We start from the raw sequence: 25,953 nt of genomic DNA, 5'->3' as shown, positions 1-25,953 counted from the left end.
GAACCAAATGGACTTTAGCATAAAAGCATTCGATACCAAGAGCACCCTCGGCACGGCCAAAAGCGGATGCATCGCGGTTGCGGTATTCGAAAACAAAAAACTGTCGCCAGCGGCAAAATCGCTGGACAGCAAGGGTGCGATTTCGGCTGCGCTGAAGTCCGGCGACATCAGCGGCAAGCCAGGCAGCACCTTGCTGCTGCGCGCTGTCGATGGCGTCGCCGCCGAACGTGTTCTGCTGGTAGGCATGGGCAGCGATGACACTGTCAGCGAAAAAAGCTTCGCTACCGGTGTACAAGCGGCCCTCAAGGCTTTTGGCTCGCTGGGCGCTGCGGACGCCATTATCGCATTACCGCTGACGGAAGTGAAAGAGCGCGACGTAAATTGGGCAATCCGTTGCGTGGTGCAAGCCGCCCACGACAGCGAATACCGCTGCGACTCGCAAAAAAGCAAAAAAGATCCGGCGCCAGCAGGCGTGCGCAAGATCGTCCTGGCCGCTCCCGCAACGGCAGCCACGCGCGGCGCGCTGGCGCAAGCGGTCGCCATCGCCAACGGTTCCGACCTGACGCGCAACTTGGGCGACCTGCCGGCGAACGTCGCCAACCCGACCTACCTGGCCAACACGGCCAAGCAGCTGGCCAAGGATTACAAGTTTGAAGTCGAAGTACTCGACCGCAAACAGCTCGAAGCGCTGAAGATGGGCAGCTTCCTGTCCGTCACAAACGGCAGCGAACAGCCACCGAAATTCATCGTCCTGAAGCACATGGGCGGCAAGGCCAAGGATGCACCAGTAGTCCTGGTCGGCAAGGGCATCACCTTCGACACGGGCGGCATTTCGATCAAGGCCGGTCCTGGCATGGATGAAATGAAGTACGACATGTGCGGCGCCGCCTCGGTGCTGGGCACCTTCCGCGCCATCGGCGAAATGAACCTGAAGCTGAACGTCATCGGCGTCATCGCCGCGTGTGAAAACATGCCATCGGGCCGCGCCACCAAGCCGGGCGACATCGTCACGTCGATGAACGGCCTGACCATCGAAGTGCTCAATACCGACGCCGAAGGCCGCCTGGTGCTGTGCGACGCGCTGACCTACGCCGAACGCTTCAAGCCGGCAGCCGTCGTCGATATCGCCACCCTGACGGGCGCTTGCGTCGTCGCCCTGGGCCACCACAACAGCGGCCTGTTTACGCGCAGCGATGCGGCGCATGACCAGCTGGCCAACGAATTGCTGGCAGCGGGCAAGCAGTCGAGCGACACGGCATGGCGCATGCCGATCGAAGAAGCGTACAACGAGCAGCTGAAGTCGAACTTCGCCGACCTGGCCAACATCGGCACGCCAGGCGGCGGTTCGGTGACGGCAGCGGCGTTCCTGGAAAACTTCACCAAGAAGTACACCTGGGCGCATCTGGACATCGCCGGCACGGCATGGAAATCGGGCGGCGCAAAAGGCGCGACCGGCCGTCCAGTACCTTTGCTGACGACGTTCCTGATCAACCGCGTGTAAGATAACGCAAGAAGACAGCCGCCAGGGTCACTGACCCTGGCGGCTTTTTTCGTGTGTAGTAATCAGTAGACGACGGGATTGGGCAACGGCGATGGCGCCACCTTCGGCTGGACCACCGTTTCCGGCACGGCGGCCGCTGGCGGCGGCACGAAAACCGGCGCGGGCGGCGGCGCCAGGCGCGCGGGGTCCTGCATGACGATGGTCAAAATCGATGGATAGTCAAAGCCCGCACCCGTGTTGCGGTCGACGAAATAACCGACGCCCAAGGTCAGGATGACATTGCCCCAGACGCTGGCATTGAGCTTGGGGTCGATATGGTCGTCCGTCGCGATGGCGGGCGAACCGTATTTGCGGCAATCGACCTTCAACGGCTCCTGGCTCTTGCGGATGGTAATGCGCCCCGGCGTGGTGACGAACCACTTGCCCACGTCGTTGCTGAGGATACAGCCGGCGCCATTGAGCTCTCGGTTGTCCTGGATGGTTTGCACCAGCACCATCTGCTCGGTGTTGCCCGTCAGGGTGGCGCAGCCGCCCAGAGCGAACAGCAGCGCCCCGGCGGCAAAGGCGACAAGGGGGGCAGACAGCGGCACGCGCATGGGAAGCTCGCTTAACGGACGGGAATCGGCTGGTCGCCGGGCACGGCGACGGCGGTGACGCTGTTTTTCGGGCTGCCCTCGATCAGGCGGTCGGAATACACGAGGTAGACCAGCGCATTGCGCTTGCTGTCGACCATGCGCACCACGCGCACATGCTTGAAGAAGATCGAGGCACGCTCGGTAAACACTTCTTCCTGGCGCGGCAGCTTGCCCTTGAATTGCAGCGGCCCCACCTGACGGCAGGCGACGGCCGCATCGGCCTTGTCTTCGGCCAGGCCGACGGCGCCCTTGATGCCACCGGTCTTGGCGCGCGACAGATAGCAGCTGACGCCGGCAACACGGGGATCGTCGTAGGCTTCGACGACGATCTTGTGGTCAGGGCCGATCAGTTTGAACACCGTGTCGACCGAACCGATGGTTTCGGCATGCGCCGCGGCGCAGGCAAAACCCAGCACCACAGCGGCAGGCAGCAATTTACGCATGAAGATAATCCCGGGCACGCACGCAGGCGGCCATCAGTTGATGGGAGCGAAACGCTGGACCATGACGCCTTCGACTTCGATCAGTTGAAAGAACACGTCTTTCGGCCGGGTCCAGATGGAACCATCCGCGGCGCGATACACGATCATCGGTGTCAGATCCGCTTCCAGCGTGGCTTCGCACACCAGTTCATAAATACCGCCCTTGTAGTGTCGATAACGCATCGCCGTCCCCTCAAGCCGTTGAATCTTCGCTCTTGTCGTCGGCCAGTGCCTTCTGCTTCATCTTCAGGCCCTGGATTACTTTCAGTATGCCTTCCATGCCGGCAGCGCCATCGGCGCCGCTGAAGGCGTCGAGCACTTCATTGAGCACCTTGTTGCGCACGGTCGCCTCATCGGAAGACATTTCCAGCGCGCGCTGGGCTTTCGCCGCCTTTTCGGCCGCGCTCACGCGCGGCTTGGCCGGCGTCTTGCCATGCGTCAGAGCTGCCTGCCAGATAACCCAGCGGCGCTGGGTTTCGAAAATCAGGTACTCATCCGGTTTGTCTTCTCTTCGCCGCACAATGTGGCCGTCACGCTGCGCCCACGCTTCAAATGCAGTTCGCATTTTCTTCCTTTGCAAATGCTACGCGCAAGTCTCACTATTAAAACTGCAACATTTCAAAATAGTACCATCTATTGATGTCGCAAAACAGTCTCATAGATATAGTACTGCAATTTATATAACAAGTCTGGCGGCGCCGAAAACGGAATTGACGCTCCGCTCCGGCACAGTGGTCATGTAATCGGAATAGCAATTACAACTAATTACAACTGCTTCCTGTTCGGTTCTTAACTTGGCTGTAACAAAGCCGTGTGACACAGTTGTTACATTGTGCCATTTTAGTAGTTTTTATCGCGTTTCAGCGAGAAACTTTACACCTTTGTCGCGTTAAACGGCGACACGCAGCCTGCCACGCCAGCCACTTATGCCAAATCAAACATAGGGGTTGATCAATCATACACAAAAACATAATATTCATGCGCCACGATTGGCTGAATATAAATACTTTATTGACACTCTTTTTCCCTGTGGGAAAATAACGTGCTTGCGCGACAAGCGGCAGGCAGCACGCCGGCGACACGCATGCGGTAAGATTCGCGCTTATCGATACCTATTCAAGCAAGGATTTTTCCCATGAAACTCGCCACCTGGAACGTCAACTCACTCAAAGTGCGCCTGCCGCAAGTGCTGCAGTGGCTGACCGACAATCCGGTCGACATACTCTGCTTGCAAGAGACCAAACTCACGGATGACAAGTTCCCCGTCGCCGAGATCGAGGCGGCTGGTTACCAGGTGGTCTTCAGCGGCCAGAAAACCTACAACGGCGTGGCCATCCTGTCGAAGCTGCCGATCACCGACGTGGTGAAGAACAATCCCCGCTATGAAGATGCGCAGCAGCGCATCCTGGCCGCCACAATCGGCGGCGTGCGCGTCGTGTGCGCCTACGTGCCGAACGGCCAGAGCATCGAGTCGGACAAATACGAGTACAAGCTGGGCTGGCTGTCCGCCCTGCACGACTGGCTGGCCGAAGAAGCGCTGCAGCACCCGCAGCTGGCCGTCGTGGGCGACTACAATATCGCCCCCGACGACCGCGACGTGCACGACCCTGTCGCCTGGGCCGGCCAGGTGCTGGTCTCGGACAAGGAGCGCGCCGCCCTGCAGCGCCTGTTCGACATCGGCCTGACGGACGCCTTCCGCCTGTTCGAACAGGCGGAAAAATCGTTCAGCTGGTGGGACTACCGCCAGTTGGGCTTCCGCCTGAACAAGGGCCTGCGCATCGACCATATCCTGCTCTCGCCCGCCCTGGCTGGCCGCTGCACGGCCTGCGTGATCGATCGCGTGCCCCGCAAGTGGGAACAGCCATCCGACCACGCGCCGGTCGTCGCCACCATCGATTAAACGCTGCGCCTCTCTAGCAGCACCTGCGCATTAACCGCCGGCACGGGCGCGGAAAACAGATAGCCCTGCGCATAGCGGCAGCCGTTCGCCTGCAGCAGGGCGAACTGTTCTTCCGTCTCCACGCCCTCGGCCACGGTCGACAATTGCAGGCTGTCGGCCAGCGCGATGATGGCCGCCACGATGGCGCGGTCTTCCGCGCTGTGTTCCAGGTCCTTGATGAAGGCACGGTCGATCTTGACCTTTTTCACGGGGAAGCGTTTCAGGTAGGCCAGGCTGGAATAGCCGGTGCCGAAATCGTCGATCGACAGGCGCAGGCCCATGCCATTGATCTGCCGCAAAATCTCCAGCGTATGCTCGCCGTGCTGCATCAGCGCCGTTTCGGTGATCTCGAATTCCAGCAGCGCCGGATCGATGCCCGTTTCCCGCACCACGTCACCGATGGCCGCCACCAGGCCCTTGTGCATGAACTGGCGCGGCGACAGATTCACCGCCAGGGGCACGGGCTGCAAGCCCTGGCGCTGCCAGGCCATGCTTTGCTCGCACGCCTGGCGCATGACCCATTCGCCCACCGGCACGATCAAGCCGTTTTCCTCCATGATGGGGATGAAGCGGTCAGGCAGCACCAGGCCATGGCCGGGACGGCGCCAGCGCAGCAGCACTTCCATGCCATGCAGGCGGCGCGTGGCGATATCGATGATGGGCTGGTAAAACAGTTCGAACTGCTGCAGCGCCAGCGCCGTGCGCAAGCTGCTTTCCAGATCAAAATGCAGGGCCGCCGCCTGGTTCATCGTCTGCGTGAAGAACTGGTAGTTGTTGCGGCCATTGCCCTTGGCGTGATACATGGCCGCATCGGCATGGCGCATCAGCGCGTCGACATCGCCGCCATCGTCCGGATACACGCAGATGCCGATCGACGGCGTGACGTGCAGCACATGGCTATCGAGCGGAAAAGCGGGCGTCAGCGCCTCGATGACCTTCTCGGCCACGCGCGCCGCCTCGTCGGTGTCGCGGATGCCCGGCACCAGCACGACGAATTCATCGCCGCCCAGGCGCGCCACCGTGTCGCTGGCGCGCACGGCGCGGCACAGCCGGGCAGCCACTTCCTTGAGCAGCAAGTCGCCCGTCATGTGACCGAGCGAATCGTTGATGGTCTTGAAGCGATCGAGGTCGATGAACATCACGGCCAGCTTGCGCCCGGAGCGCTGCGAGGCCAGCATGGCCCGCTCCAGGCGGTCCGACAACAGTGCGCGGTTCGGCAAGCCCGTCAGGTTGTCGTGGTAGGCCATGTGATGCACGCGCGCCTCGGCCTGGCGCCGCTCGGCGATCTCGCCCTGCAGCAGCAGGTTGGCGCCGGCCAGTTCGGCCGTGCGTTCGTGCACGCGCAGTTCCAGTTCGTCGCGCGCGCGGCGCACCGCCTCGGCCGCCTCGCGGCGCGCCGTCACGTCGTCAACCAGCCACACGGAACGGCCATGAGCATGCGCCAGGTCGAACGGCCGGCCGGACAGGCGCGCCCAGAAGCGGCTGCCATCCTTGCGCACCAGCTGGTATTCCGACATGTGCACACGCCCTGCCGCGAAGTCGCGCGCCGTCTCGCCGCGCGCCGCCTTCCACGCGGCCACGTCCGGGTACAGGGTCTGCACCGACAGGCCGTTGATCTCGCCCGGTCCATAACCGAACAGCTCTTCCATCTTGCTGTTGGCGCGCAAATTGTAGCCGCCCTCCACCACCGAGATGCCCAGCACGGCGCTGTCGAGGATGGCCTGGTTTTCCAGCAGCGCATTGCGCAAGGATTCTTCGGCGCGCTTCGCTTCCGTGCGGTCCTCGATGATCCAGATGGTGCCGGCGGCGGGATCGTCCGGATTGACGACATAGGCGATCAGCTGCGCCCACAAGGTCGTGCCGTCGCGGCGCATCATTTCCACTTCCGTCTGAAACGGCTTGCCGACTGACAGGAAGGGAAACGCGGCCGCGCCCAATAAATCGTACGACTGCTGCGACACGTACAGCGCGCGCCCGGGCAGACCCAGCGCCTCGTCGCCGCTGTAGCCGAACATCGCGGCAAAGCCCAGGTTGTAGCGCGTGATCTGGCGGTTCTTGGTGTACAGGATGCTCACCGAGGCATTCGTCATGATGGCCGCCACCTCCATCTGCGCCTGGCGGCTGTCCGTGACGTCTTCGAGGATCCAGATGGTGCCCTGCTCGCTGTGCGCCTGGTCGACGGCCTTGGCGCGGATGCGGCACCAGAACAGGCTGCCGTCGCGGCGGCGGAACAGCGATTCATCCTGCTCGTACGGCAAGCCCTGCCCCAGCAGCGGCGTAGCTTGCACGCCGAATGCCTCGTAGGCGGCGGGCGAGGGAAACAGCTCGGCGGCGGGCAGGCCGATCATCTCGTCCTGCGCGTAGCCAAACATTTCGGCGAAGCGGGGATTGCAGCGCAAGACCAGGCGCGAACGCGAAAATAGGATGCCGACGGACGCATTGTCGAGGATGGCCTGCTGCTCCAGCATCAGCTGGCGCGTGGCCTCCTCGGCCGCCTTCTGCGCGCTGCGGTCGTCAAACAGCCAGATCGTGTCGCGCAGGCCGCGGTCGGTCTGGCTCTCCGGGTTCAGCACATAGCCATACGCCAGCGCCCAGAAGGTGGAGCCGTCGCGGCGGCGCATCTCCATCTCGCCCTGGAACGGCTGGCCGCGCCGCAGCAGGGGCGACGCTTGCCGCACCACGTTCTCGTAAGCCGCGCGCGACGGGTACAGGTCGGCGACGGCCATGCCCACGCCGCTGTCGCCATCAAAGCCGAAGCATTCGGCGAAGCGGCGGTTGTAGCGCAGTACGCCCTTGTCGCGCTGGAAGCCGATGGCCAGCGGCGCGTTGTCCATCACGGCCTGCATTTCCAGCATGGCGCGGCGCAGCTGGTCTTCATCGCGCCGGTGGTCGCTGATATCTTCGATGATCCAGACCGTGCCGTCATGGGTATTCAAGGGATCGACGGCGCGCCCGTGCAGGCGGCTCCAGAACAGCGTGCCATCCTGGCGCCGCAATTCCAGTTCGGTGCGGTACGGCTTGCCCTTGGAAAGCAGCGGCGCCGCTTCCAGCCCCAGATTGCGGCAATGCTCGGCGGAGCGGTACAGCACCGCGCCCGGCATGCCCGTCAACTGGTGGCGCGCATAGCCGAGCATCTCGGCGGCGCGGATATTGCACTCCTCGATGAAGCCGCCCTTGGAAAAGACGATGCCGACGGCCGCGCTTTCCAGGATGGCCTGCTGTTCCAGCAAGGTCTTGCGCAAGGCTTGCTGGTCGCGCTGCTGCACGCTGATGTCGGCAAACACCAGGGTTGCGCCCGGCAAGCCATCGCCCGCCGGCAGCGGCCGGGACCAGATCTGCACAGCGATGGCGCCCGATACCCCTTGCAGGCTGCTGTCCCAGTGCCGCTCGCGGCCGGCCGCACCGAGCGCGCCGCGCAGCATGCTGGTACTCGACGCACGGTAGGCGTCCGTAAAACAGTCGGTCAGCAGGCGGCCCGACACATCGCTGCCCAGCAAGGCGCTCAAGGCCCCATTCACCGCGACCACCATGCCGCACGCATCGCAGGCGCAGGCCGGCAAGGCGATCAGCTGCAAGGCATCGGCGATGAAATCGGGGCTGGTCGGTACGCGGTTCATGGACACCATGGATCGGTTGTTAGCGGTCGGAATGGACCTGAGCAATATATTTGTCAGGCATCATAGTGCTGTCAGATCATAAACCAGTTTCCCGGGGTTTTTTCATATTCCTTATTGGCAATATCTGAAACGCCACAGACCACTTGCAACACCTTCGTTGCAACGGCGTTGCATGGCAAGAAAATGAAACAAATCGTTTAGAATAAAGCATGCGCCGTCCTCCCCAACCTCCGCTCGACCACCGCGACAAACCCGTCATCTGGACCGTCTCCGTCTCGCGGCTGTTCGACCTGTTCCGCGACATCACGCTCGAATACGACGACCTGGCGACGATTGAACCGATCAACCTGGGCTTCGACGACGCCGTGCGCCACATCCGCGAACGCATGGCCACCGAACGCTGCGACGCCGTCATCGCCGCCGGCTCGAACGGCGCCTACCTGAAAGGCCGGCTGTCGGTACCCGTCATCATCGCCAAGGCCAGCGGCTACGACGTGATGCAGGCGCTGGCGCGCGCGCGGCGCATCTCGCCGGACATCGGCGTCGTCACCTACCAGGACCCGATGCCGGAACTGGCTGAATTTGCTGCCACCTTCGGCTTCCAGATCGCCCAGCGCACCTATGCCACCGAGGAAGACGCGCGCGCGCAGATCAATGAACTCAAGGCGGCGGGCGTGAAAGCCGTCGTCGGCGCGGGCCTCGTCACCGACCTGGCCGAAGAGGCCGGACTGGCCGCCGTCTTCGTGTATTCGGCCACGGCCATCCGGCGCGCCTTCGACGACGCGCTGGAACTGGCGCGCCTGACGCAGATCGAATCGACGCGGGGACGACGCGCGGTGGTGGCCGACACCCTGCGCGCGCGCCACGGCCTGCACGACCTGCGCGGCGAATCGGAAGCGATGGAAGCGCTGCGCCAGTCGGTGGTGCTGTATGCGCGCTCGCCGGCGACGGTGCTGATCCAGGGCGAGACGGGCAGCGGCAAGGAACTGGTGGCGCAGGCCATCCACCGGGAAAGCCCGCGCAGCCTGGGCGCGAACCGGCCCTTCATCGCCATCAATTGCGGCGCCATCGCCGAATCCCTGCTGGAATCGGAACTGTTCGGCCACGAGGACGGCGCCTTTACAGGGGCGCGCCGGGGCGGCCATGCTGGCCTGTTCGAAGCGGCCAACCACGGCACCCTGTTCCTCGACGAAATCGGCGAAATGCCGCTGGCCCTGCAAACGCGCTTGCTGCGCGTGCTGGAAGAACGCGAAGTGGTGCGCGTGGGCGGCACGCGGCCCATTGCCATCCATGTGCGCGTCATCAGCGCCACGCATTGCGACCTGGAGCAGCGCATCCGCGAAGGCCGCTTCCGCGCCGACCTGTTCTACCGCCTGGCCGTGCTGCGCCTGCATTTGCCCGCCTTGCGCGAACGCGCCAGCGACATTCCTGGCCTGGCAGAGTGGTCGCTGAAAAACGCGCTGGCCGCGCTGGGCGCCCGTCCGCACCCCAATCTGCATGCGGAAATCCAGGCGTGCGCGCCGCTGCTGCGCCGCTACGACTGGCCCGGCAACGTGCGCGAACTGCGCAACCTGGCCGAGCGCCTGGCCCTGTTCCTGGCCGCCGAACCGCTGCAGGCGCTCACCCCCGCCTTCGTGCTGGGCGTAGCGCCGGAGTTGGCGCAAGGCGCCAGCCCGGCCGCGGCTTTGCCGGCGCCGGCTGCCGCCGTTGCACGGCAGCGCGAGGAGGAAAGCGCCAGCGAAGTGCTGGCGCGCTTCGGCGGGCGCCGCGACGCGGCCGCAAGCTATCTGGGCATCAGCCGCACCACCCTGTGGCGCCGGCTGCGCGCCGGCTGAGGAGGGGAACAGGGCCGTTCATCCCTGCCTGCCGCCGCTCATCCCGCGGTGCTGGCGGCGGACCGCCTGGCCCGCTAGCATCGTCGTCAAGGAGGAAACACCCCCATGAAAAAAACGATATCCGCATTGACCTTGCTTGCCAGCGCACTGCTGACAGGCGCCGTTCACGCCGCCACGCCAACGGCATTCACGGTCGACGTCACAGGACAAGGCCGCCCGTTGATCCTGATTCCCGGCCTGGCATCCTCGGGCGAAGTCTGGCAAGGCACGGTGGCGCGCCTGTGCGGACCGAAAACAGCACGCGCCTGCCACGTGCTGACCCTGGCCGGCTTTGCCGGAGCAGCGCCCATCGAAGGCGACCTGCTGGCGCAGGCCGAGCAGCAGCTGGCCGATTACATCAGCACCCGGAAACTGGGCCAGCCAGCCATCATCGGGCATAGCCTGGGCGGCTTCCTGGCCCTGAAAATGGCCATCGACCATCCGGCCCAAACAGGCAAGCTGGTGATCGTCGACTCGCTGCCCGCGCTGGGCGCGGTGCAAATGCCCTCCATTACGCAGGAACAGCTGCAAGCCATGTCGCAGCAGATGCAATCGGCCATGCGGGCGCAGGATGCGGCAAGTTCCAGCGCCAGCCAGCGCCGCACCGTGACCAGCATGGCCAGCGCGCCGGCCGACGTGGAGCGCATCATCGGCTGGGGCCAGCGCTCGGACCGCGAAACGGTCATCCGCGCCATGGGCACGCTGATGGCCAGCGACCTGCGCCAGGACGTGGCGCGCATCACGTCGCCCACGCTGGTGCTGGGTACCTGGATCGCCTACCAGGATTATGCGCCGCGCGCCGCCATCGAAGCGACCTTCCAGCAGCAGTATGCACAGCTGCCAGGCGTCAAAATCGCGCTGGCCGACACGGCGCGCCATTTCATCATGTACGACCAGCCGGACTGGATGCATGCGCGCATCGAACAGTTCCTGGACTAGGCAGTGAACGCACCCTTGCACCGGCCGCTGCTGACCAGGATCAACTGGTACTGGACCTTCCAGCTGGCCGGCTGGGGCGCGCTCGCCCTGTTCAACAGCGTGTATGGCGGCTCCTCGAAGTTGCGCATCGTCGTGACGATTGCCTGCTGGGGTTCGCTGGGCGGGCTGTTGCTGTCGCACCTGTGGCATGGCGTCCTGCGCCGGCGCGGCTGGGCGGCGAACGGCTTGCGCTGGACACGCATCGTGCCGTCGCTGATCGTGCTGGCCGCCATCCAGACGGCCAGCGTGACGGCCGCCTTCCACGTCATGTATCCGCCCGACACCATCCGCGGCATCGCCTGGCTGCCCGGCGCGCTGCTGTTCTGGTTCGGGGTATTGCTGACCTGGACCGTGTTTTACTTCACGGCGCTGTCGCTGCGGCGCGCCGCCCACCTGGAAGCGGAAACCCTGCGCCTGCAGCTGCATGGACGGGAAGCGGAACTGCGCGCACTGCAGGCGCAAGTCAATCCGCATTTTTTCTTCAACAGCCTCAATAGCGTGCGCGCGCTGATCTTCGAAGACCGCGAAGCGGCCGCGCACATGATCGACCAACTGGCAAGCCTGATGCGCCACGCGCTGCAGTCCGGCCAGCATGCCACGGTGCCGCTGGCGGCCGAACTGGACGCCGTGCGCGCCTACCTGGCCATCGAACAAGTACGCTTCGAGGAACGCCTGCGTGTCGTCTTCGCGGTCGAGATCAGCGCGCCCGGCCTGGAACACGTGCGCGTGCCGCCCATGGCCCTGCAAACGCTGGTGGAAAACGCCGTCAAATATGGTGTTGAAGCGAGCGCCGATGGCAGCGACATCCGCATCACGGCGCAGCGCAGCGCTGGCATGGACGCGCTGCGGATCGAGGTGGCCAACACGGGCGAGCTGCGCAGCGCGTCCGGCTCCACCGGCATCGGCTTGCGCAATGCGCGCCAGCGATTGCAGCTGGCCTGCGGCGAGCACGCCAGCCTGGAACTGCGCCAGCAGGCGGGCTGGGTGGTCGCCACCATCGACTTGCCGGAGCCGCCATGAACGGATCGCCGCTGAAGGTGCTGCTGGTCGATGACGAGCGCCTGGCGCGCGCCGAGCTGCGTCGCCTGCTGGCGCCACATGTGCAGCAGGGTGCCGTGGAGATCGTCGGCGAGGCGGCCAGCGCGGCAGACGCCGTCGCGCAGATCGGCAAGCTGCGCCCGGACCTGCTGCTGCTCGACGTGCAGATGCCGGGCGGCTCCGGCTTCGACCTGCTGGCCGCGCTCGATGATGCGCCCGACGTCATCTTTTGCACGGCCTTCGACCAGTACGCGCTGCAGGCGTTTGAAGTGAGCGCCCTCGACTACCTGCAAAAACCGGTGCAGGCGGCACGCCTGGCCACGGCCCTGGCGCGTGCCGGCGCGCGGGCGCACGCCATGCCGCCGCCCGCGCCACGCAAGGTCTTCATCAAGGATGGGGAAAGATGCTGGTTCGTCGCGCTGGACGATATCCGCCTGCTGGAATCGGAAGGCAACTACACGCGCGTGCATTTCGGCGCGCACCATCCGCTGATGCTGCGCACCCTGAACCAGCTGGAAGAAAAACTCGACCCCACCCAGTTCCTGCGCGCCAACCGGCGCCAGATCGTCAACCTGGCGCAGGTGGCGCAAGTGGCGCCGAATGCGGCCGATGGCCTGGCCCTGCATCTGCTCGACGGCAGCGTGGTGGAAGTATCACGCCGCCGCGCGCAACAGTTCAAGGCCGTCACCGGCCTGTAACCGTCTACTTCAGCGCGGGGATGGGCTGCGCCTGGAAGGCGGGACGCGGCTGCTCCTTGAGCTTTTTCGCCAGCATGTCGAGCGCCACTTCCAGCTGGCGGTCGGCGCCGACGAAGGTGGCGTGCGGCGGGTTTTCCACCTCGACGTCCGGCACCACGCCCACGCCTTCGATCAGCCACTGGCCGTCGATGCCGAACTGGCCGTTTTCCGCCACGCGCGCCATGCCGTTGTCGGCCAGGCGCGTATTGTCGCTGAGCCAGACGCCGGCGCCGGCCGTGCGCTTGCCGACCAGCGGCGCCAGTTTCAATGCCTTGATGCCGGCAGCGAAAGTCTCGCCATCGGAATACGTGAGTTCATCGACCAGCACCACCAGGTGGCCGCGGAAGGTGTTCTGCATGTTCGACGACGGCTGCACGCCAGGCGGCGCCCAGTAGGCCCAGGCCTTGCGCAGCAGTTTTTCGATGATCCAGCTGTCGATATTGCCGCCGTTATTGCGCCGCACGTCGATGATCAGGCCTTCGCGGTTGACGTTGGCGTAAAAGTCGCGCGCAAACGAGGCGATGTCGTTCGCGCCCATGGCGCGCAAATGCAGGTAGCCGATGCGCCCTTGCGAGGCGGCGGCCACCTGCTCGGCGCGGCTCAATTCCCAGTCGCCATAGCGCAGCGCCGTCTGTTTCGCCATGTTGACGGGCGTGACGATGACGGCGCGCGGCGCGCCTTTACCTCGCTGGACCTGCAGCAGCACCTGCTTGTCGGCCTGGTTCAGCAGCAGGTCGCTGATGTCGCGCGCGGCCAGCACGTCCTTGCCGTTGACGGCCGTGATCACGTCGCCCGCCTTCACATCGACTTCGGGGCGCGACAGCGGTGCGCGCGCCGACGGCAATTCCGCTTCGCTGCGGTAGACGTGTTCGACCCGGTAGCCCTCGTTTGTCCGCGCCAGCACGGCGCCCAAGCCCGCCGGCGTGCCTTCCTGCTCCGTGCGGCGCAATTCGCCGGAGCGGATCTGCGAATGCAGGGCGCCCACTTCGGCCACCATCATGCCGAGTACATCATTGAGTTCGGCGCGGTCCGTGACCCGCTCGACCAGCGGCGCATATTTGTCGCGCGCCGCCTTCCAGTTCACGCCGCGCATCTTCGCGTCGTACAGGAAATCGCGGTGCAAGCGCCAAGCATCGTTGAACATCTGCTTCCATTCCAGGCGCGGATTCGACACGAACGTCCAGTCGTCGACCTTGACCTTGGCCTTCGACAGGTCGGATGGCAGCTTGGCGCCCGCCTCGATCACCAGCATCTCGCCCGGCCCAGTAGCTGCGGCTGTCCTGTAGTACAAATGCTTTTTATCCTGCGCCAGGTCGAATTCGCGCACATTGGCCACCAGCAGTTCCGGCTTGGAGCCGGTATTGCCAATCGCCAGGGTTTTCAGGCTGGACTTGTTCTCGCCGCTGTCGCGCTCGAGGAAATACAGGCGCTTGTCATCGATGGCCAGCGCACCGTAATTGCCCGCCGCCAGCGGAACTTCATACAGGCGCTCGGCCAGTCCCTTGAAGACGACGTCCGGCAGCGCCGCCGGCGCTTTCTTCACGCTCGTCTTGCCACCGGCTTTCTCCAGGGCCTTTTCCGCCGCCAGTTCGGCCGCCTTTTCATCGTCCGTCTCGGCCGGCTTCACTCCCGGACGGCTCAGCTCATCATCGGGCTGGAACGGGAAACGGTTGCCCGGCTGCAGCGCCAACGCATACACGCCGATGCGCTTGTCGAACACGGGGCCCATGTTGCGGTCGCCCCACGGCGAGCCGTTGGCCAGCTGAAAATTGCGCGCCGACATGAAATACAACCACTTGCCGTCGGGCGAAAACACGGGCGAACCGGACGTGTAGCGGTCGCTGGTGACGAATTGCAACTGCTTCGAGGCGAGGTTGTACAAGCCGATCTGCTCGCGCTGCTCGTTGCTGGCCACGCGCACGATGGCCAGGTTGCGGCTGTCGGGCGACCATTGCACTTCGTCGTGCTTGTCCACGCCCGCCTTGCCCGCATCGTCGATCAATTGATTGCCCCTGGTGGCCAGGTCCAGCAGCCAGAAACGGCCCTTCTTGTCCGTGTGCGCCAGCCAGCGCCCATCCGGCGACGGATACAGTTTCCAGCGGTGATTATCTCCCTGCGTCGTCAGCTGCTCGCCCTTGCCCGAGCCATCGGCGGCGTACTTCCAGATTTCATTCTCGCCGCTCGTGTCGACGATGGCGAAGACGGATTTCTCGTCGCTGGAAAAGACGGCGTCGCGCGCCCGTGCTCCTTCGGGAATGGCGATATCGACGCGGCGCAAGCTGCCCGTGCCGGCGATGCTGACGCGGCCCCGTGCCGTCAGGATGATGCGCTCATCCTTGCCCGACAGCTGCACATTGCTCAAGGTATCGAGCGGCGAGCGGATCTGGCGCGCGCGCTGCTGGTCGAAGTCGGACACGAGGCTGATCGGCAATGGTGACGAGTCCGTGCCTGCCGCCAGGTCCAGCACCTGCAGGTCGGCGCCCAGCTGATACACGATCTTGCCGTCGCCCAACTGCGCATTGCGCACGTCCCACTGCGTGTGGGTCGTCAGTGCGCGGCGGTCGGAGCCGTCCGGCAGCATGCTCCACAGATTGTCGCTGCCGCCCGCGTCGCTGATGTAATAGACTCTGCCCTGCCACCACATGGGGCGCTTGTTGTTACCAGCCAACACGGCAGGCTCCGTATGCATGCGCACGGCCTCGCCCTTGCCATCGAGGTCATAGCGCCACAAGGTGGCATGCGCGCCGCCCCGGTAGTTGCGTACATTGTCGTTGGTCATGGCCAGGCCGAAACGCGTGAAGTACAGCGTCTTGCCAGCGTCGTCGAGCACGGCGTCGTTGGCGTCGGCGACGGGAAACACGCGCCGCGTCTGTTTCACGGGGTCGATGGCGGCGACGATGCGGCGCGAAGCGGGACCATCCGTATTTTGCGTGCTGACCAGTACTTCGCCCTGCGCCGTCCAGCCCAGCACCAGCACGCCGCCATTATCAAAGGAAATGCGGCGCGGCAAGCCGCCCGCCAGCGGCATCACATACGCTTCCTGCGCCCCTTCGTAGGCAGCGGAAAAAGCCAGCCACTGGCCGTCGCGCGAAATCGCCGCATTCGTTTCATAGCCGGGATGCGTGGTCAGGCGCTGCGCCGCACCGCCGCGCACGCTGCTTTTCCACAGGTCGCCTTCGGCCGTGAAGACGACGGTGTCGCCGCGCACGGCAGGAAAACGGAAATAGCTGGTGGCAGTAGCGGCGGCGGCACTGCCCAGCAGGCCGGCGGAAAACAACAGGAAGGCGAGAGTACGGGAAATTTTCATGTGGGCATCCAGATAGCGGTCAGGTGGCATGGACATCATGTCGATACCGGACAGCAATTCTGGCATACCTGCGACCAAAGAAAACCTTCTTTATTGCCCACAAAAACGTAAAAAAACCCGCGCCACTTGCGTGGGCGGGTTTTTGATCACGGTTGGCACTGGCGGTGATTACTCGACTTCCACCGTTTCCGGTGCCGCCGTCGGTGCCGCGTCTGGCGGTTCCGGGAATTCCAGCAAGACCTGGTCCTTGTCGTCGAGGTCGACGGTGACCCGTCCACCGCTGACCAGGCGGCCGAACAGCAGCTCGTCGGCCAGGGCCTTGCGGATCAGATCCTGGATCAGGCGCGCCATCGGCCGCGCGCCCATCAGCGGATCGAAGCCTTTCTTGCCGAGGAAAGCACGCAGCTTCTCGGTAAACACGGCTTCGACCTTTTTCTCGTGCAACTGCTCTTCCAGCTGCATCAGGAACTTGTCGACCACGCGCAGGATGATGTCCTGGTCCAGCGCGCGGAAGCTGATGGTCGCGTCGATGCGGTTACGAAATTCCGGCGTGAACATGCGCTTGATGTCGGCCATCTCGTCGCCTGCCTGCTTGGAGTTGGTGAAACCGATCGAGGCTTTCTGCAAGCTTTCTGCACCCGCATTGGTGGTCATGATGATGATCACGTTGCGGAAATCGGCTTTGCGGCCATTGTTATCCGTCAAGGTGCCATGGTCCATCACTTGCAGCAGGATATTGAAAATGTCCGGATGGGCTTTTTCAATTTCATCGAGCAGCAAGACCGAATGCGGCTTCTTGGTGATCGCTTCCGTCAGCAAGCCGCCCTGGTCGAAACCGACGTAGCCCGGCGGCGCGCCGATCAAGCGGCTGACGGCGTGGCGTTCCATGTATTCCGACATGTCGAAACGGATCAGCTCGATGCCGAGGATGAAGGCCAGTTGCTTGGCCACCTCGGTCTTGCCGACACCGGTCGGGCCGGAGAACAGGAAGGAGCCGATCGGCTTGTCCGTCTTGCCCAGGCCGGCACGCGCCATCTTGATGGCCGAGGCCAGCGCGTCGATGGCGGGATCTTGCCCGAACACGACGTTGCGCAAGTCGCGGTCGATCGTCTGCAGCTTGCTGCGGTCGTCCTGGTTGACCGTTTGCGGCGGAATGCGCGCGATCTTGGCGATGATGTCCTCGATCTCGGCCTTGCCGATGGTTTTCTTTTGCTTCGACTTCGGCAGGATGCGCTGCGCCGCGCCCGCTTCATCGATGACGTCGATCGCCTTGTCGGGCAGATGGCGGTCGTTGATGAAGCGCGCCGCCAGTTCGGCCGCCGTCGACAGGGCCGAGGCCGAGTATTTCACGCCATGGTGCTCTTCGAAGCGCGACTTGAGGCCGCGCAAGATCTGCACGGTTTGCTCGACGGTCGGCTCGTTGACGTCCACTTTCTGGAAACGGCGCGAGAGCGCATGGTCTTTCTCGAACACGCCGCGGAATTCCGTGTACGTGGTCGCGCCGATGCACTTCAATTGACCATTCGCCAGTGCCGGTTTCAGCAAGTTCGACGCGTCCAGCGTGCCGCCCGACGCCGAGCCCGCACCGATGATGGTGTGGATCTCGTCGATGAACAGGATGCCGTTCGGATTGTCCTTCAATTGCTTGAGCACGGCTTTCAGGCGCTGTTCGAAGTCACCGCGGTATTTGGTACCGGCCAGCAAGGCGCCCATGTCCAGCGAATACACGACGGCATTCTGCAGGATTTCCGGCACATCGCTCTGCGTGATGCGATAGGCCAAGCCTTCGGCGATGGCCGTCTTGCCCACGCCCGCTTCGCCGACGAGCAGCGGATTGTTCTTGCGGCGGCGGCACAGGATCTGGATCACGCGGTCGACTTCTTCCTCGCGGCCGATCAGCGGGTCGATCTTGCCTTCGGCAGCGGCCTTGTTCAGGTTTTGCGTGAACTGGTCGAGCGGGCTTTCCTTCGGCTGGCCATCGACGGGCGCTTCTTCCACGCCTTCGGAAGCTTTCGCGCTTTCCGTCGACTGGTCCTTGCGCACGCCATGCGAAATGAAATTGACCACGTCCAGGCGCGTCACGCCCTGCTGGTGCAGGTAATAGACCGCATGCGAATCCTTTTCGCCGAAGATGGCCACCAGCACATTGGCGCCGGTGACTTCCTTCTTGCCATTCGATGCGGACTGGACGTGCATGATGGCGCGCTGGATGACGCGCTGGAAACCAAGCGTCGGCTGGGTGTCGACTTCGCCCGTGCCAGGCACGGTCGGCGTGTTATCGCCGATGAAATTGGTGAGGGTCTTGCGCAGGTCCTCAATATTGACCGCGCAGGCACGCAACACCTCGGCAGCGGAGGGATTGTCCAGCAGTGCCAGCAGTAAATGCTCAACCGTGATGAATTCGTGCCGTGCCTGCCGAGCTTCGACAAACGCCATGTGCAAACTTACTTCTAATTCCTGCGCAATCATACTTCCTCCATCACGCACTGCAGGGGGTGCCCCGCCTTGCGCGCATGCGTTAAAACGAACTCCACTTTGGTACACGCTATATCTTTAGAGAACACGCCGCACACTCCTTTGCCGTAGCGATGAACACTGAGCATGATTTGCGTCGCCGTTTCACGGTCCTTGTTGAAATACTCCTCAATGATGGCCACCACGAATTCCATCGGGGTGTAGTCGTCATTGAGCAAGGCCACCTGGTAGAGCGGTGGCGGCTTCAGCACTTGCCGCTCCAGCAGGGTTTCTGTGTCGTGCTTGGTTGCCATACGCTTATTCTAATGCTTTCACAGTGGTTGTCATGCGCAATATCTACGCCTTTCCAATTGTTTTCAATCTTACGCGTTTTCTTAATAGTGCGCAGATGGCGACCTTGCTGTCAAAATCAAGAGTTGCTTTTTTGGTTGTCGTGAAGAATTTGGCAATATCGATGGAAAAGCGCTTGACTTCATTATTTATTCCGCCAACAATGCTGTATCGACTGTTGCAGTAATGTACAGCTTGATAAGAAGTGAGACGTCGAGGAGGGGGCAAGAAGCTTCTTGCTTTTATGGCTCGTGTGATTTGTTTTAATTTTGAAAGTTCTTTTTATGGCAACAGGTACAGTTAAGTGGTTCAATGATTCCAAAGGTTTTGGCTTCATCACTCCAGATGATGGCGGCGAAGATTTGTTTGCTCATTTCTCCGCAATCAACATGAACGGTTTCAAGACCCTCAAAGAAGGTCAAAAAGTTCAATTCGAAGTCACGCAAGGCCCTAAAGGCAAGCAAGCTTCCAACATCCAAGCAGCCTAAGCATCGCCGGCCCTCAGATGTGAAAAACCCCGCTTCCTTGAAGCGGGGTTTTTTTTCGTCCGCAGGGTGCGCTGCACCCTGCCCTGCCCCGCGTGTTACATGTGCTCGATCATCACGTCGCCGAAACCGGAGCACGACACTTGCGTCGCGCCTTCCATCAGGCGGGCGAAGTCATAGGTGACGCGCTTCGAGGCGATCGATTTTTGCATCGATGAAATAACCAGGTCGGCCGCTTCCAGCCAGCCCATGTGGCGCAGCATCATTTCCGCCGACAAAATCAAGGAACCGGGATTCACATAATCCTTGCCCGCGTACTTCGGCGCCGTGCCGTGCGTCGCTTCGAACATGGCCACGGAGTCGGACAGGTTGGCGCCCGGCGCGATGCCGATGCCGCCCACTTGCGCCGCCAGCGCGTCGGAAATGTAATCGCCGTTCAAATTCAGGGTGGCGATGACGCTGTATTCGGCCGGACGCAGCAAAATCTGTTGCAGGAACGCGTCAGCGATGGAATCCTTGACGATGATGTCGCGGCCCGTCTTCGGATTCTTGAACTTGCACCATGGACCACCATCGATCAGCTCGGCGCCGAATTCCGTTTGCGCCAGCGCATACGCCCAGTCGCGGAAGCCGCCTTCCGTGTATTTCATGATGTTGCCTTTGTGCACGATCGTCACGGATGGCTTGTCATTGTCGATCGCGTACTGGATGGCCTTGCGCACCAGGCGCTGCGTGCCTTCGATGGAGACGGGCTTGATGCCCAGGCCCGACGTGGCCGGGAAGCGTATCTTCGTCACGCCCATTTCATTGATCAGGAAATCCATCAATTTTTTGGCTTCGGGCGAGCCCTGCTGGTATTCGATGCCGGCATAGATATCTTCCGAATTTTCGCGGAAAATCACCATGTCCGTCTTTTCCGGCTCTTTCACGGGCGACGGCACGCCCGTGAAGTAGCGCACGGGACGCAGGCAGACGTACAGATCGAGCTGCTGGCGCAGGGCCACGTTCAGCGAACGGATGCCGCCGCCGACGGGCGTCGTCAGCGGGCCCTTGATGGAGACGACGTAATCTTTGAGTACTTGCAGGGTTTCTTCCGGCAGCCACACGTCGGGGCCGTACACATTCGTCGATTTTTCGCCCGCGTAGATTTCCATCCAGCTGATCTTGCGCGCACCGCCATAGGCTTTGGCAACGGCTGCGTCGATCACCTTGATCATGACCGGGCTGATATCGATGCCCGTGCCATCGCCTTCAATGAAGGGAACGATGGGATTATCTGGTACATTCAGCGAAAAATCGGCGTTGACGGTGATTTTTTGGCCGTCAGCAGGTACAGTGATATGTTGGTACATCGTGATCTCCGAAGTGGGACACACCGCTGGCGGGCAACACGGGCCGGCGACGCGCTCTGCGGTTGCAGAGTTTACAAAAACAAGTCCGAACAGGGCGGCAACAACGCACTTTAGCAGGGAAAGAACCGCCGGGCCATCCGCAGCGCCAAAGAAGCGCAGCGCCATAGTCTTCTATAAGACATAAGACTAACGTTTCACATTATGCACCACAATCTTACAGGGCGCCACGCTTTTGCGGCGCCGACCAGCAGCCACCATCGTTTGCATCCATTTATCCAGCATGCCACTCATTCTCTTCAATAAACCATTCCAGGTCCTGTGCCAGTTTTCACCGCAGGATGGCCGCGCCACGCTGGCCGACCATTTGACCATTCCCGGCATTTACCCGGCCGGCCGGCTCGACGCCGACAGCGAAGGCTTGCTGCTGCTGACGGACGACGGCCGCCTGCAGCACGAGATCAGCCACCCCGACCGCAAGGAAGCGAAAACCTATCTGGTGCAAGTCGATGGCGTGCCCGATACGGCCAGCCTGGCGCGCCTGCAGGCGCCGCTGGACCTGGGTGACTTCATCACCAAGCCGTGCAAGGCCGTGCGCATCGCCGAGCCGGACTGGCTGTGGCCGCGCAATCCGCCGATCCGCGCGCGCGCCGACAAGCCGACCTCGTGGCTGGCGATCACCTTAAAAGAAGGAAAAAACCGGCAAGTGCGGCGCATGACGGCTGCCGTCGGCCTGCCTACCCTGCGCCTGGTGCGCAGCGCCATCGGCCCGTTCTCGCTGGCCAGCCACCCTCTGCTGCCAGGCGAATGGTGTGAAGTGCCGGCCGAGAACATTGGAAAAGCGTGAACAGGACAAGAAAAAACAGCCTCGTCATCGAATTTTTCCAATAAGCACTATTTATTTTTAGATAATGCATTAAAATCATCTGACCTTCACATGACGGAAAAGGAAAGATGATGAAAAAAGTAATCCTGGCCCTGGCCGCTACCCTGTTTGCTGGCGCCGCACTGGCGCAATCGGGCGCCAAGGTGCACGCTTCCGCCGCGACCGATGCCATCAAGCCTCCACCCGCATCGGCAGCCAGCCATGCCTCGGCTGCCACCGATGCCGTCAAGCCGGCAGCGGCCTCGGTCAACGCCTCGGCCGCAACCGATGCACCACGCCTGATTCCGCAGCCGCGCAAGACGAAGCAGCCGGCCGCTGAAGCAGGCAAGCCGATGAAGTAAGCGTCGTTCCCGGGGTGACGGCAGCGACTATGTTGCTGTAACCCCACGCTTTCGCTGCGGCCAGGCAGCATGCTTGACCAGGCAGCCGCCAGCATGGCTTAATCGCCGCTTCGCAGCCACCGTCCCGCGCCATGAAAATTTCCCTTCGCCGTCTCAGCCTGTCCATCACCGTGCTGGCGTGTGCCAGCATTGCGCAAGCGCAAACACCGCAAGGCAAGAGCGTGCAGCTCTCGGCCGGCATGCATTTGATTCAGGCGGAAGTGGCCGCTACGGAAGCGCAACGCGAACAAGGCTTGATGTACCGTGAAAAGATGCCGCCCAATGCGGGCATGCTGTTCGTCTTTGGCAATCCATCGACGCAATGCATGTGGATGAAAAACACGCCGCTGCCCCTGTCCGTGGCCTTTATCGATGCCAGCGGCAAGATCGTCAACATCGAAGACATGCAAGCGCACACGCTCGACAGCCATTGCTCGACCAAAACCGTGCCCGTGCGCTATGCGCTGGAAATGAACCTGGGCTGGTTCAAGCAAAAAAACATCAAGCCGGGCATGAGCATCGGCAACCTGCCCGCGACGCGCTAAATAATGGCGGCCGCGGCCGCAAAGAAACGCGAAAAAACCCGCCAGAATGAATCTGCGGGTTTTTGCTTTTCAACCAGTGCCAGCGTACCGGCACAGGCAAGGCCACCATGGTGGCTTGCCTGCTGGCGAATATTAAGCGGACAGTGCTTTCAAGGCAGCTGCCAGACGGCTCTTATGGCGAGCTGCCTTGTTTTTGTGGATGATCTTCTTGTCAGCGATACGGTCGATGGTCGACACGGATGCTTGGAAGATTGCAGCAGCAGCTGCCTTGTCGCCGCCCTGGATCGCTTTGCGAGCAGCTTTGATAGCCGTGCGCAAGGTCGAACGTTGGGACGAATTGTGTGCGTTTTGCTTAACTGCTTGACGAGCGCGTTTGCGCGCTTGTGCGGTATTTGCCATGGAATTTCCTAAAACAGGGTCAAAGTGCGTTTGCAAACATTAGTGTTTGCCAACCGGTGCGTTCTGTGCGTCTGCCGAACCATGTGTGCCAAACCAGTGCCTGTCAAACATTAGTGTCTGCGTAACAGAATTCTGTACAGCCTTCGATTATAGCGATATTTTCAAGCGGGGGCAAATCAAAAAACCGTGTGTGACAACAAAAACACCTGAAAATGGGCCTGGCAAGGGTGAATCGGCGGCAAATCGGCAGCAATTGTTACCATATTTTAAGCGTTTAACGGGAGCGCGCCCGGCTATAATCTGCCCCCATGAACTTGCTTAAAACCCTCGCCGCCATCTCCAGCATGACCATGCTGTCCCGTGTAACCGGATTATTGCGCGAAAGCCTGTTCGCGCGCGCCTTTGGCGCCGGCGCCTACACGGACGCCTTCATTGTTGCCTTCCGCATCCCCAACCTGTTGCGCCGCTTGTTTGCCGAGGGCGCGTTCTCGCAAGCCTTCGTGCCGATCTTGTCTGAATACAAGAACCAGCATGGCCAGGAAGCGAGCAAGCAACTGGCCGACCATGTCGCCACCACCCTGGTCTGGGCCACGTTGCTCGTGTCCGCCATCGGCATCGTCGGCGCGCCGTGGTTCGTGTATGCGATCGCCACGGGCCTGACCAAGGACGCGGGCGCCTTTGACGCGGCCGTGTGGATGACGCGGCTGATGTTCCCTTATATTACTTGCATGTCCTTCGTGGCCCTGGCGGGCGGCATTCTGAATACCTGGCGCGAATTCAAGATTCCCGCCTTCACGCCGGTGCTGCTGAACCTGTCGTTCATCGCCGCCTCGCTATTTCTCGCGCCGCACCTGAAACAGCCGATCTACGCCATGGCCATTGCCGTGTTCGCTGGCGGCCTGCTGCAGGTGGCCATCCAGATACCCGCGCTGATCAAGATCGGCATGCTGCCGCGCCTGTCGCTCAATCCCGCCATCGGCCTGTCCGACGGCGGCGTGCGCCGCGTGCTGAAAAAGATGGGGCCGGCCGTGTTCGCCGTCTCGGCAGCCCAGATCAGCCTGATGATCAACACCAGCATCGCCTCGCGCCTGACGGAGGGCAGCATTTCCTGGCTGTCGTATGCGGACCGCCTGATGGAATTTCCGACCGCGATGCTGGGCGTGGCCCTGGGTACCATCTTGCTACCCAGCCTGTCGAAGGCCAACGTGGATGGCGACAAGACGGAATACTCGGCCCTGCTGGACTGGGGCTTGCGCCTGACTTTCCTGCTGGCCCTGCCCGCCGCCGTCGGCATGGCGACCCTGGCCACGCCGCTGATCGCGACATTATTTCACTACGGCAAATTCACGGCCGAATCGGTGGCCATGTCGACGCAGCCGCTGGTGGCCTACAGCCTGGGCCTGATCGGCATCATCCTCGTGAAAACCCTGGCGCCCGCGTTCTATGCGCGCCAGGACATCCGCACGCCCGTGAAAATCGCCATCGGCGTGCTGATCGCCACGCAATTGATGAATCTGCTGTTCGTGCCCTACATCGCCGTGGCCGGCCTGGCCCTGTCGATCGGCCTGGGCGCCTGCCTGAACGCCAGCTTTCTGTACTGGGGCTTGCGCAAGCGCGGCATCTACCAGCCGAAACCGGGCTGGGCCAAGTTCTTCCTGCGCCTGCTGCCGGCACTCATCGTGATGGGCGGCGTGGCGTATGCTGGCGCCATGCGCATCGACTGGATCGCTATGCAAGCCCATCCGCTGCTGCGGGCCGGCGCGCTGGCCCTGGTGGTGAGCCTGTGTGGCGTGGCGTACTTTGCCACCCTATTTTTAGTTGGCTTCCGCTTCCGCGACTTCAAGCGCAACGCCTGACGCGCGGCGCAGGCCCCGCTGCCGGCGCCTTGCCGTCGGCAGGACGCCCCGCACCATGTGGCGGGGCGAAAAAAAAAGGCGCTGTCACCGAAAGCGGTGGGAACGCGCCACAGTTGCTGAGGTCTAACTGGATCAGGTATTTCCTTTCAAGGAGCCGATCATGGACGCCACCCAGTGGCAGACCTTCGCCAGCCAATTCCCGCAACTGTCGCACCGCCAGCGTCTTGCCAGCAGCGAATTATTGCGCACCAGCGCGCCACAGGCTGCGGCCGTCGTCCTGATCGAGCAAACAGCGCTGGCGCAACTGCATTGTCCCAGTTGCCGATCGACACATTTCCACCGTCACGGCCAGGCCCACGGTCTGCAGCGCTATCGCTGCGTGCCTTGCCGCAAAACCTTCAACGCCTTGAGCGGCACGCCGCTGGCGCATCTGCACCACAAGGAACGCTGGCTGGCCTATGCCGATTGCCTGCTCAACTCGCTTTCGGTACGCAAGGCGGCCAGCAAGGTGCATATCCATCGCAACACCAGCTTTCGCTGGCGCCACCGTTTCCTCGCGCTGGCCAAGACCGACCGGCCGCGCTGCCTGCATGGCATTACCGAAGCCGACGAGATGTATGTGCTGGAGTCGCAGAAAGGTTCAAAACACATGACGCGTCCGGCGCGCAAGCGCGGAGGCCGCGCCAGCCAGCGTGGCATTTCCAATGAGCAGGTGTGCGTGCTGGTGGCGCGCGACCGCACCGGCCAAACCGTCGACTTCATTGCCGGCATGGGCCAGCTGAGCAAGGCCAAACTGCACGCCTGCCTGCCAGCGGTGATCGACCGTGACATCTTGTTGGTGAGCGATGGCCATCCGGCCTATCCCGTGTTTGCCAGGGAGATCGGCATCGGGCATGCGGCCGTTAACTTGCGGGCCGGCGTTCGCGTGCGCGGCACGGTGCATGTGCAGAACGTCAATGCGTATCACAGCAGGTTGCGCGGCTGGCTGCGTGCGTTTCATGGCGTGGCCACGCGCTACCTGCCGAACTACCTGGGCTGGCGCTGGATACTCGACGCACGGAGAATATTGTCCCCCGAAAGCTTGCTCAGAGCCACTTTGGGGACATTCCCACATCTGACGGTGACATAGCCAAAAAAAAA

22 protein-coding genes are annotated in these 25,953 nt (G+C 62.5%); 12 read left to right on the top strand and 10 right to left on the bottom strand.

The features are described 5' to 3' along the window. The first annotated feature begins 7 nt into the window (after nucleotides 1–7). The gene (locus tag CLU91_RS23630) at nucleotides 8–1,501 is read left to right on the top strand and encodes a leucyl aminopeptidase (RefSeq protein WP_100876067.1); all 1,494 of its coding nucleotides are present in this window, start codon (nucleotides 8–10) and stop codon (nucleotides 1,499–1,501) included. 62 nt (nucleotides 1,502–1,563) lie between these two features. On the opposite strand, the gene CLU91_RS23625 is transcribed toward CLU91_RS23630, so the two are convergent. From CLU91_RS23625 to CLU91_RS23610, 4 genes are read right to left on the bottom strand one after another with little or no spacing between them, the layout of a single operon-like run. Beyond that, nucleotides 1,564–2,097 carry a hypothetical protein gene (locus tag CLU91_RS23625; protein WP_232730856.1) on the bottom strand — a complete coding sequence of 178 codons (534 nt, stop codon included), beginning with the start codon at nucleotides 2,095–2,097 and terminating at the stop codon, nucleotides 1,564–1,566. 11 nt (nucleotides 2,098–2,108) lie between these two features. Beyond that, on the bottom strand, nucleotides 2,109–2,579 hold the full coding sequence (locus CLU91_RS23620; protein ID WP_100876066.1) for a CreA family protein: 471 nt from the start codon (nucleotides 2,577–2,579) through the stop codon (nucleotides 2,109–2,111). A 33-nt stretch (nucleotides 2,580–2,612) separates the two neighbouring features. Then, the gene (locus tag CLU91_RS23615; RefSeq protein ID WP_034782199.1) at nucleotides 2,613–2,801 is read right to left on the bottom strand and encodes a DUF1653 domain-containing protein; all 189 of its coding nucleotides are present in this window, start codon (nucleotides 2,799–2,801) and stop codon (nucleotides 2,613–2,615) included. Nucleotides 2,802–2,811: 10 nt separating this feature from the next. Next, the gene (locus CLU91_RS23610) at nucleotides 2,812–3,183 is read right to left on the bottom strand and encodes a hypothetical protein (protein ID WP_100876065.1); all 372 of its coding nucleotides are present in this window, start codon (nucleotides 3,181–3,183) and stop codon (nucleotides 2,812–2,814) included. A gap of 570 nt (nucleotides 3,184–3,753) precedes the next feature. Between CLU91_RS23610 and xth the strand changes: the two genes are divergently transcribed. Further along, nucleotides 3,754–4,518: an exodeoxyribonuclease III gene (gene xth, locus CLU91_RS23605; RefSeq protein ID WP_100876064.1), complete on the top strand. Its 765-nt coding sequence runs from the start codon at nucleotides 3,754–3,756 to the stop codon at nucleotides 4,516–4,518. Here the strand turns inward: xth and CLU91_RS23600 are convergent. Continuing rightward, nucleotides 4,515–8,174, bottom strand: coding sequence for a sensor domain-containing protein (locus CLU91_RS23600; RefSeq protein ID WP_100876896.1), 3,660 nt, complete (start codon nucleotides 8,172–8,174; stop codon nucleotides 4,515–4,517). The two genes, xth and CLU91_RS23600, sit on opposite strands and share 4 nt — an antisense overlap. A gap of 209 nt (nucleotides 8,175–8,383) precedes the next feature. On the opposite strand from CLU91_RS23600, the gene prpR reads away from it, so the two are divergent. The 4 genes from prpR (at nucleotide 8,384) to CLU91_RS23580 (ending at nucleotide 12,762) form a co-directional block, all read left to right on the top strand. Then, the gene (gene prpR / locus CLU91_RS23595; RefSeq protein ID WP_100876063.1) at nucleotides 8,384–10,009 is read left to right on the top strand and encodes a propionate catabolism operon regulatory protein PrpR; all 1,626 of its coding nucleotides are present in this window, start codon (nucleotides 8,384–8,386) and stop codon (nucleotides 10,007–10,009) included. 105 nt (nucleotides 10,010–10,114) lie between these two features. Then, complete coding sequence (locus CLU91_RS23590; protein WP_100876062.1) at nucleotides 10,115–10,987, top strand: alpha/beta fold hydrolase; 873 nt, start codon at nucleotides 10,115–10,117, stop codon at nucleotides 10,985–10,987. Between the two features lie 3 nt (nucleotides 10,988–10,990). Next, nucleotides 10,991–12,046 (top strand): sensor histidine kinase, encoded by a 1,056-nt coding sequence (locus CLU91_RS23585; protein WP_232730855.1) that lies wholly within the window; start codon nucleotides 10,991–10,993, stop codon nucleotides 12,044–12,046. Next, nucleotides 12,043–12,762 carry a LytR/AlgR family response regulator transcription factor gene (locus CLU91_RS23580; protein ID WP_198521393.1) on the top strand — a complete coding sequence of 240 codons (720 nt, stop codon included), beginning with the start codon at nucleotides 12,043–12,045 and terminating at the stop codon, nucleotides 12,760–12,762. The genes CLU91_RS23585 and CLU91_RS23580 overlap by 4 nt, the downstream gene beginning before the upstream one ends. A gap of 4 nt (nucleotides 12,763–12,766) precedes the next feature. On the opposite strand, the gene CLU91_RS23575 is transcribed toward CLU91_RS23580, so the two are convergent. The 3 genes from CLU91_RS23575 to clpS form a co-directional block, all read right to left on the bottom strand. Beyond that, nucleotides 12,767–16,108 (bottom strand): S41 family peptidase, encoded by a 3,342-nt coding sequence (locus CLU91_RS23575; RefSeq protein ID WP_232730854.1) that lies wholly within the window; start codon nucleotides 16,106–16,108, stop codon nucleotides 12,767–12,769. Nucleotides 16,109–16,276: 168 nt separating this feature from the next. Next, a complete protein-coding gene (clpA, locus tag CLU91_RS23570) occupies nucleotides 16,277–18,577 on the bottom strand; it encodes an ATP-dependent Clp protease ATP-binding subunit ClpA (RefSeq protein ID WP_100876060.1) in 2,301 nt (766 codons plus the stop codon). After that, nucleotides 18,574–18,876 carry an ATP-dependent Clp protease adapter ClpS gene (gene clpS / locus CLU91_RS23565; protein ID WP_096234388.1) on the bottom strand — a complete coding sequence of 101 codons (303 nt, stop codon included), beginning with the start codon at nucleotides 18,874–18,876 and terminating at the stop codon, nucleotides 18,574–18,576. The genes clpA and clpS overlap by 4 nt, the downstream gene beginning before the upstream one ends. Nucleotides 18,877–19,197: 321 nt before the next feature. Here clpS and cspE point away from each other — a divergent pair, with 321 nt between their 5' ends. After that, entirely contained in the window at nucleotides 19,198–19,401 is a 204-nt protein-coding gene (cspE, locus tag CLU91_RS23560) for a transcription antiterminator/RNA stability regulator CspE (protein WP_010395943.1), read from the top strand. A gap of 95 nt (nucleotides 19,402–19,496) precedes the next feature. Here cspE and icd read toward each other — a convergent pair whose 3' ends face one another. Next, nucleotides 19,497–20,750: an NADP-dependent isocitrate dehydrogenase gene (gene icd / locus CLU91_RS23555; protein ID WP_100876059.1), complete on the bottom strand. Its 1,254-nt coding sequence runs from the start codon at nucleotides 20,748–20,750 to the stop codon at nucleotides 19,497–19,499. Nucleotides 20,751–21,030: 280 nt separating this feature from the next. Here icd and CLU91_RS23550 point away from each other — a divergent pair, with 280 nt between their 5' ends. From CLU91_RS23550 to CLU91_RS23540, 3 genes are all read left to right on the top strand, one after another. Beyond that, nucleotides 21,031–21,594 (top strand): pseudouridine synthase, encoded by a 564-nt coding sequence (locus CLU91_RS23550; RefSeq protein WP_100876058.1) that lies wholly within the window; start codon nucleotides 21,031–21,033, stop codon nucleotides 21,592–21,594. A 110-nt stretch (nucleotides 21,595–21,704) separates the two neighbouring features. After that, nucleotides 21,705–21,974, top strand: coding sequence for a hypothetical protein (locus CLU91_RS23545; RefSeq protein ID WP_100876057.1), 270 nt, complete (start codon nucleotides 21,705–21,707; stop codon nucleotides 21,972–21,974). A 131-nt stretch (nucleotides 21,975–22,105) separates the two neighbouring features. Beyond that, nucleotides 22,106–22,558: a DUF192 domain-containing protein gene (locus tag CLU91_RS23540; protein WP_100876056.1), complete on the top strand. Its 453-nt coding sequence runs from the start codon at nucleotides 22,106–22,108 to the stop codon at nucleotides 22,556–22,558. Nucleotides 22,559–22,690: 132 nt separating this feature from the next. Here the strand turns inward: CLU91_RS23540 and rpsT are convergent, their stop codons facing one another. Next, on the bottom strand, nucleotides 22,691–22,957 hold the full coding sequence (gene rpsT / locus CLU91_RS23535) for a 30S ribosomal protein S20 (protein WP_010395935.1): 267 nt from the start codon (nucleotides 22,955–22,957) through the stop codon (nucleotides 22,691–22,693). Between the two features lie 308 nt (nucleotides 22,958–23,265). Between rpsT and murJ the strand changes: the two genes are divergently transcribed. Further along, nucleotides 23,266–24,813: a murein biosynthesis integral membrane protein MurJ gene (murJ, locus tag CLU91_RS23530; protein WP_100876055.1), complete on the top strand. Its 1,548-nt coding sequence runs from the start codon at nucleotides 23,266–23,268 to the stop codon at nucleotides 24,811–24,813. Between the two features lie 160 nt (nucleotides 24,814–24,973). Further along, a complete protein-coding gene (locus tag CLU91_RS23525) occupies nucleotides 24,974–25,942 on the top strand; it encodes an IS1595 family transposase (RefSeq protein WP_100876054.1) in 969 nt (322 codons plus the stop codon). Nucleotides 25,943–25,953: the final 11 nt, after the last annotated feature.

This window comes from Janthinobacterium sp. 64 (assembly GCF_002813325.1).
Classification (GTDB): domain Bacteria; phylum Pseudomonadota; class Gammaproteobacteria; order Burkholderiales; family Burkholderiaceae_D; genus Janthinobacterium.
Note: the sequence above shows the minus strand (reverse complement) of the source record. Positions and strands in the feature narration are given on the sequence as shown.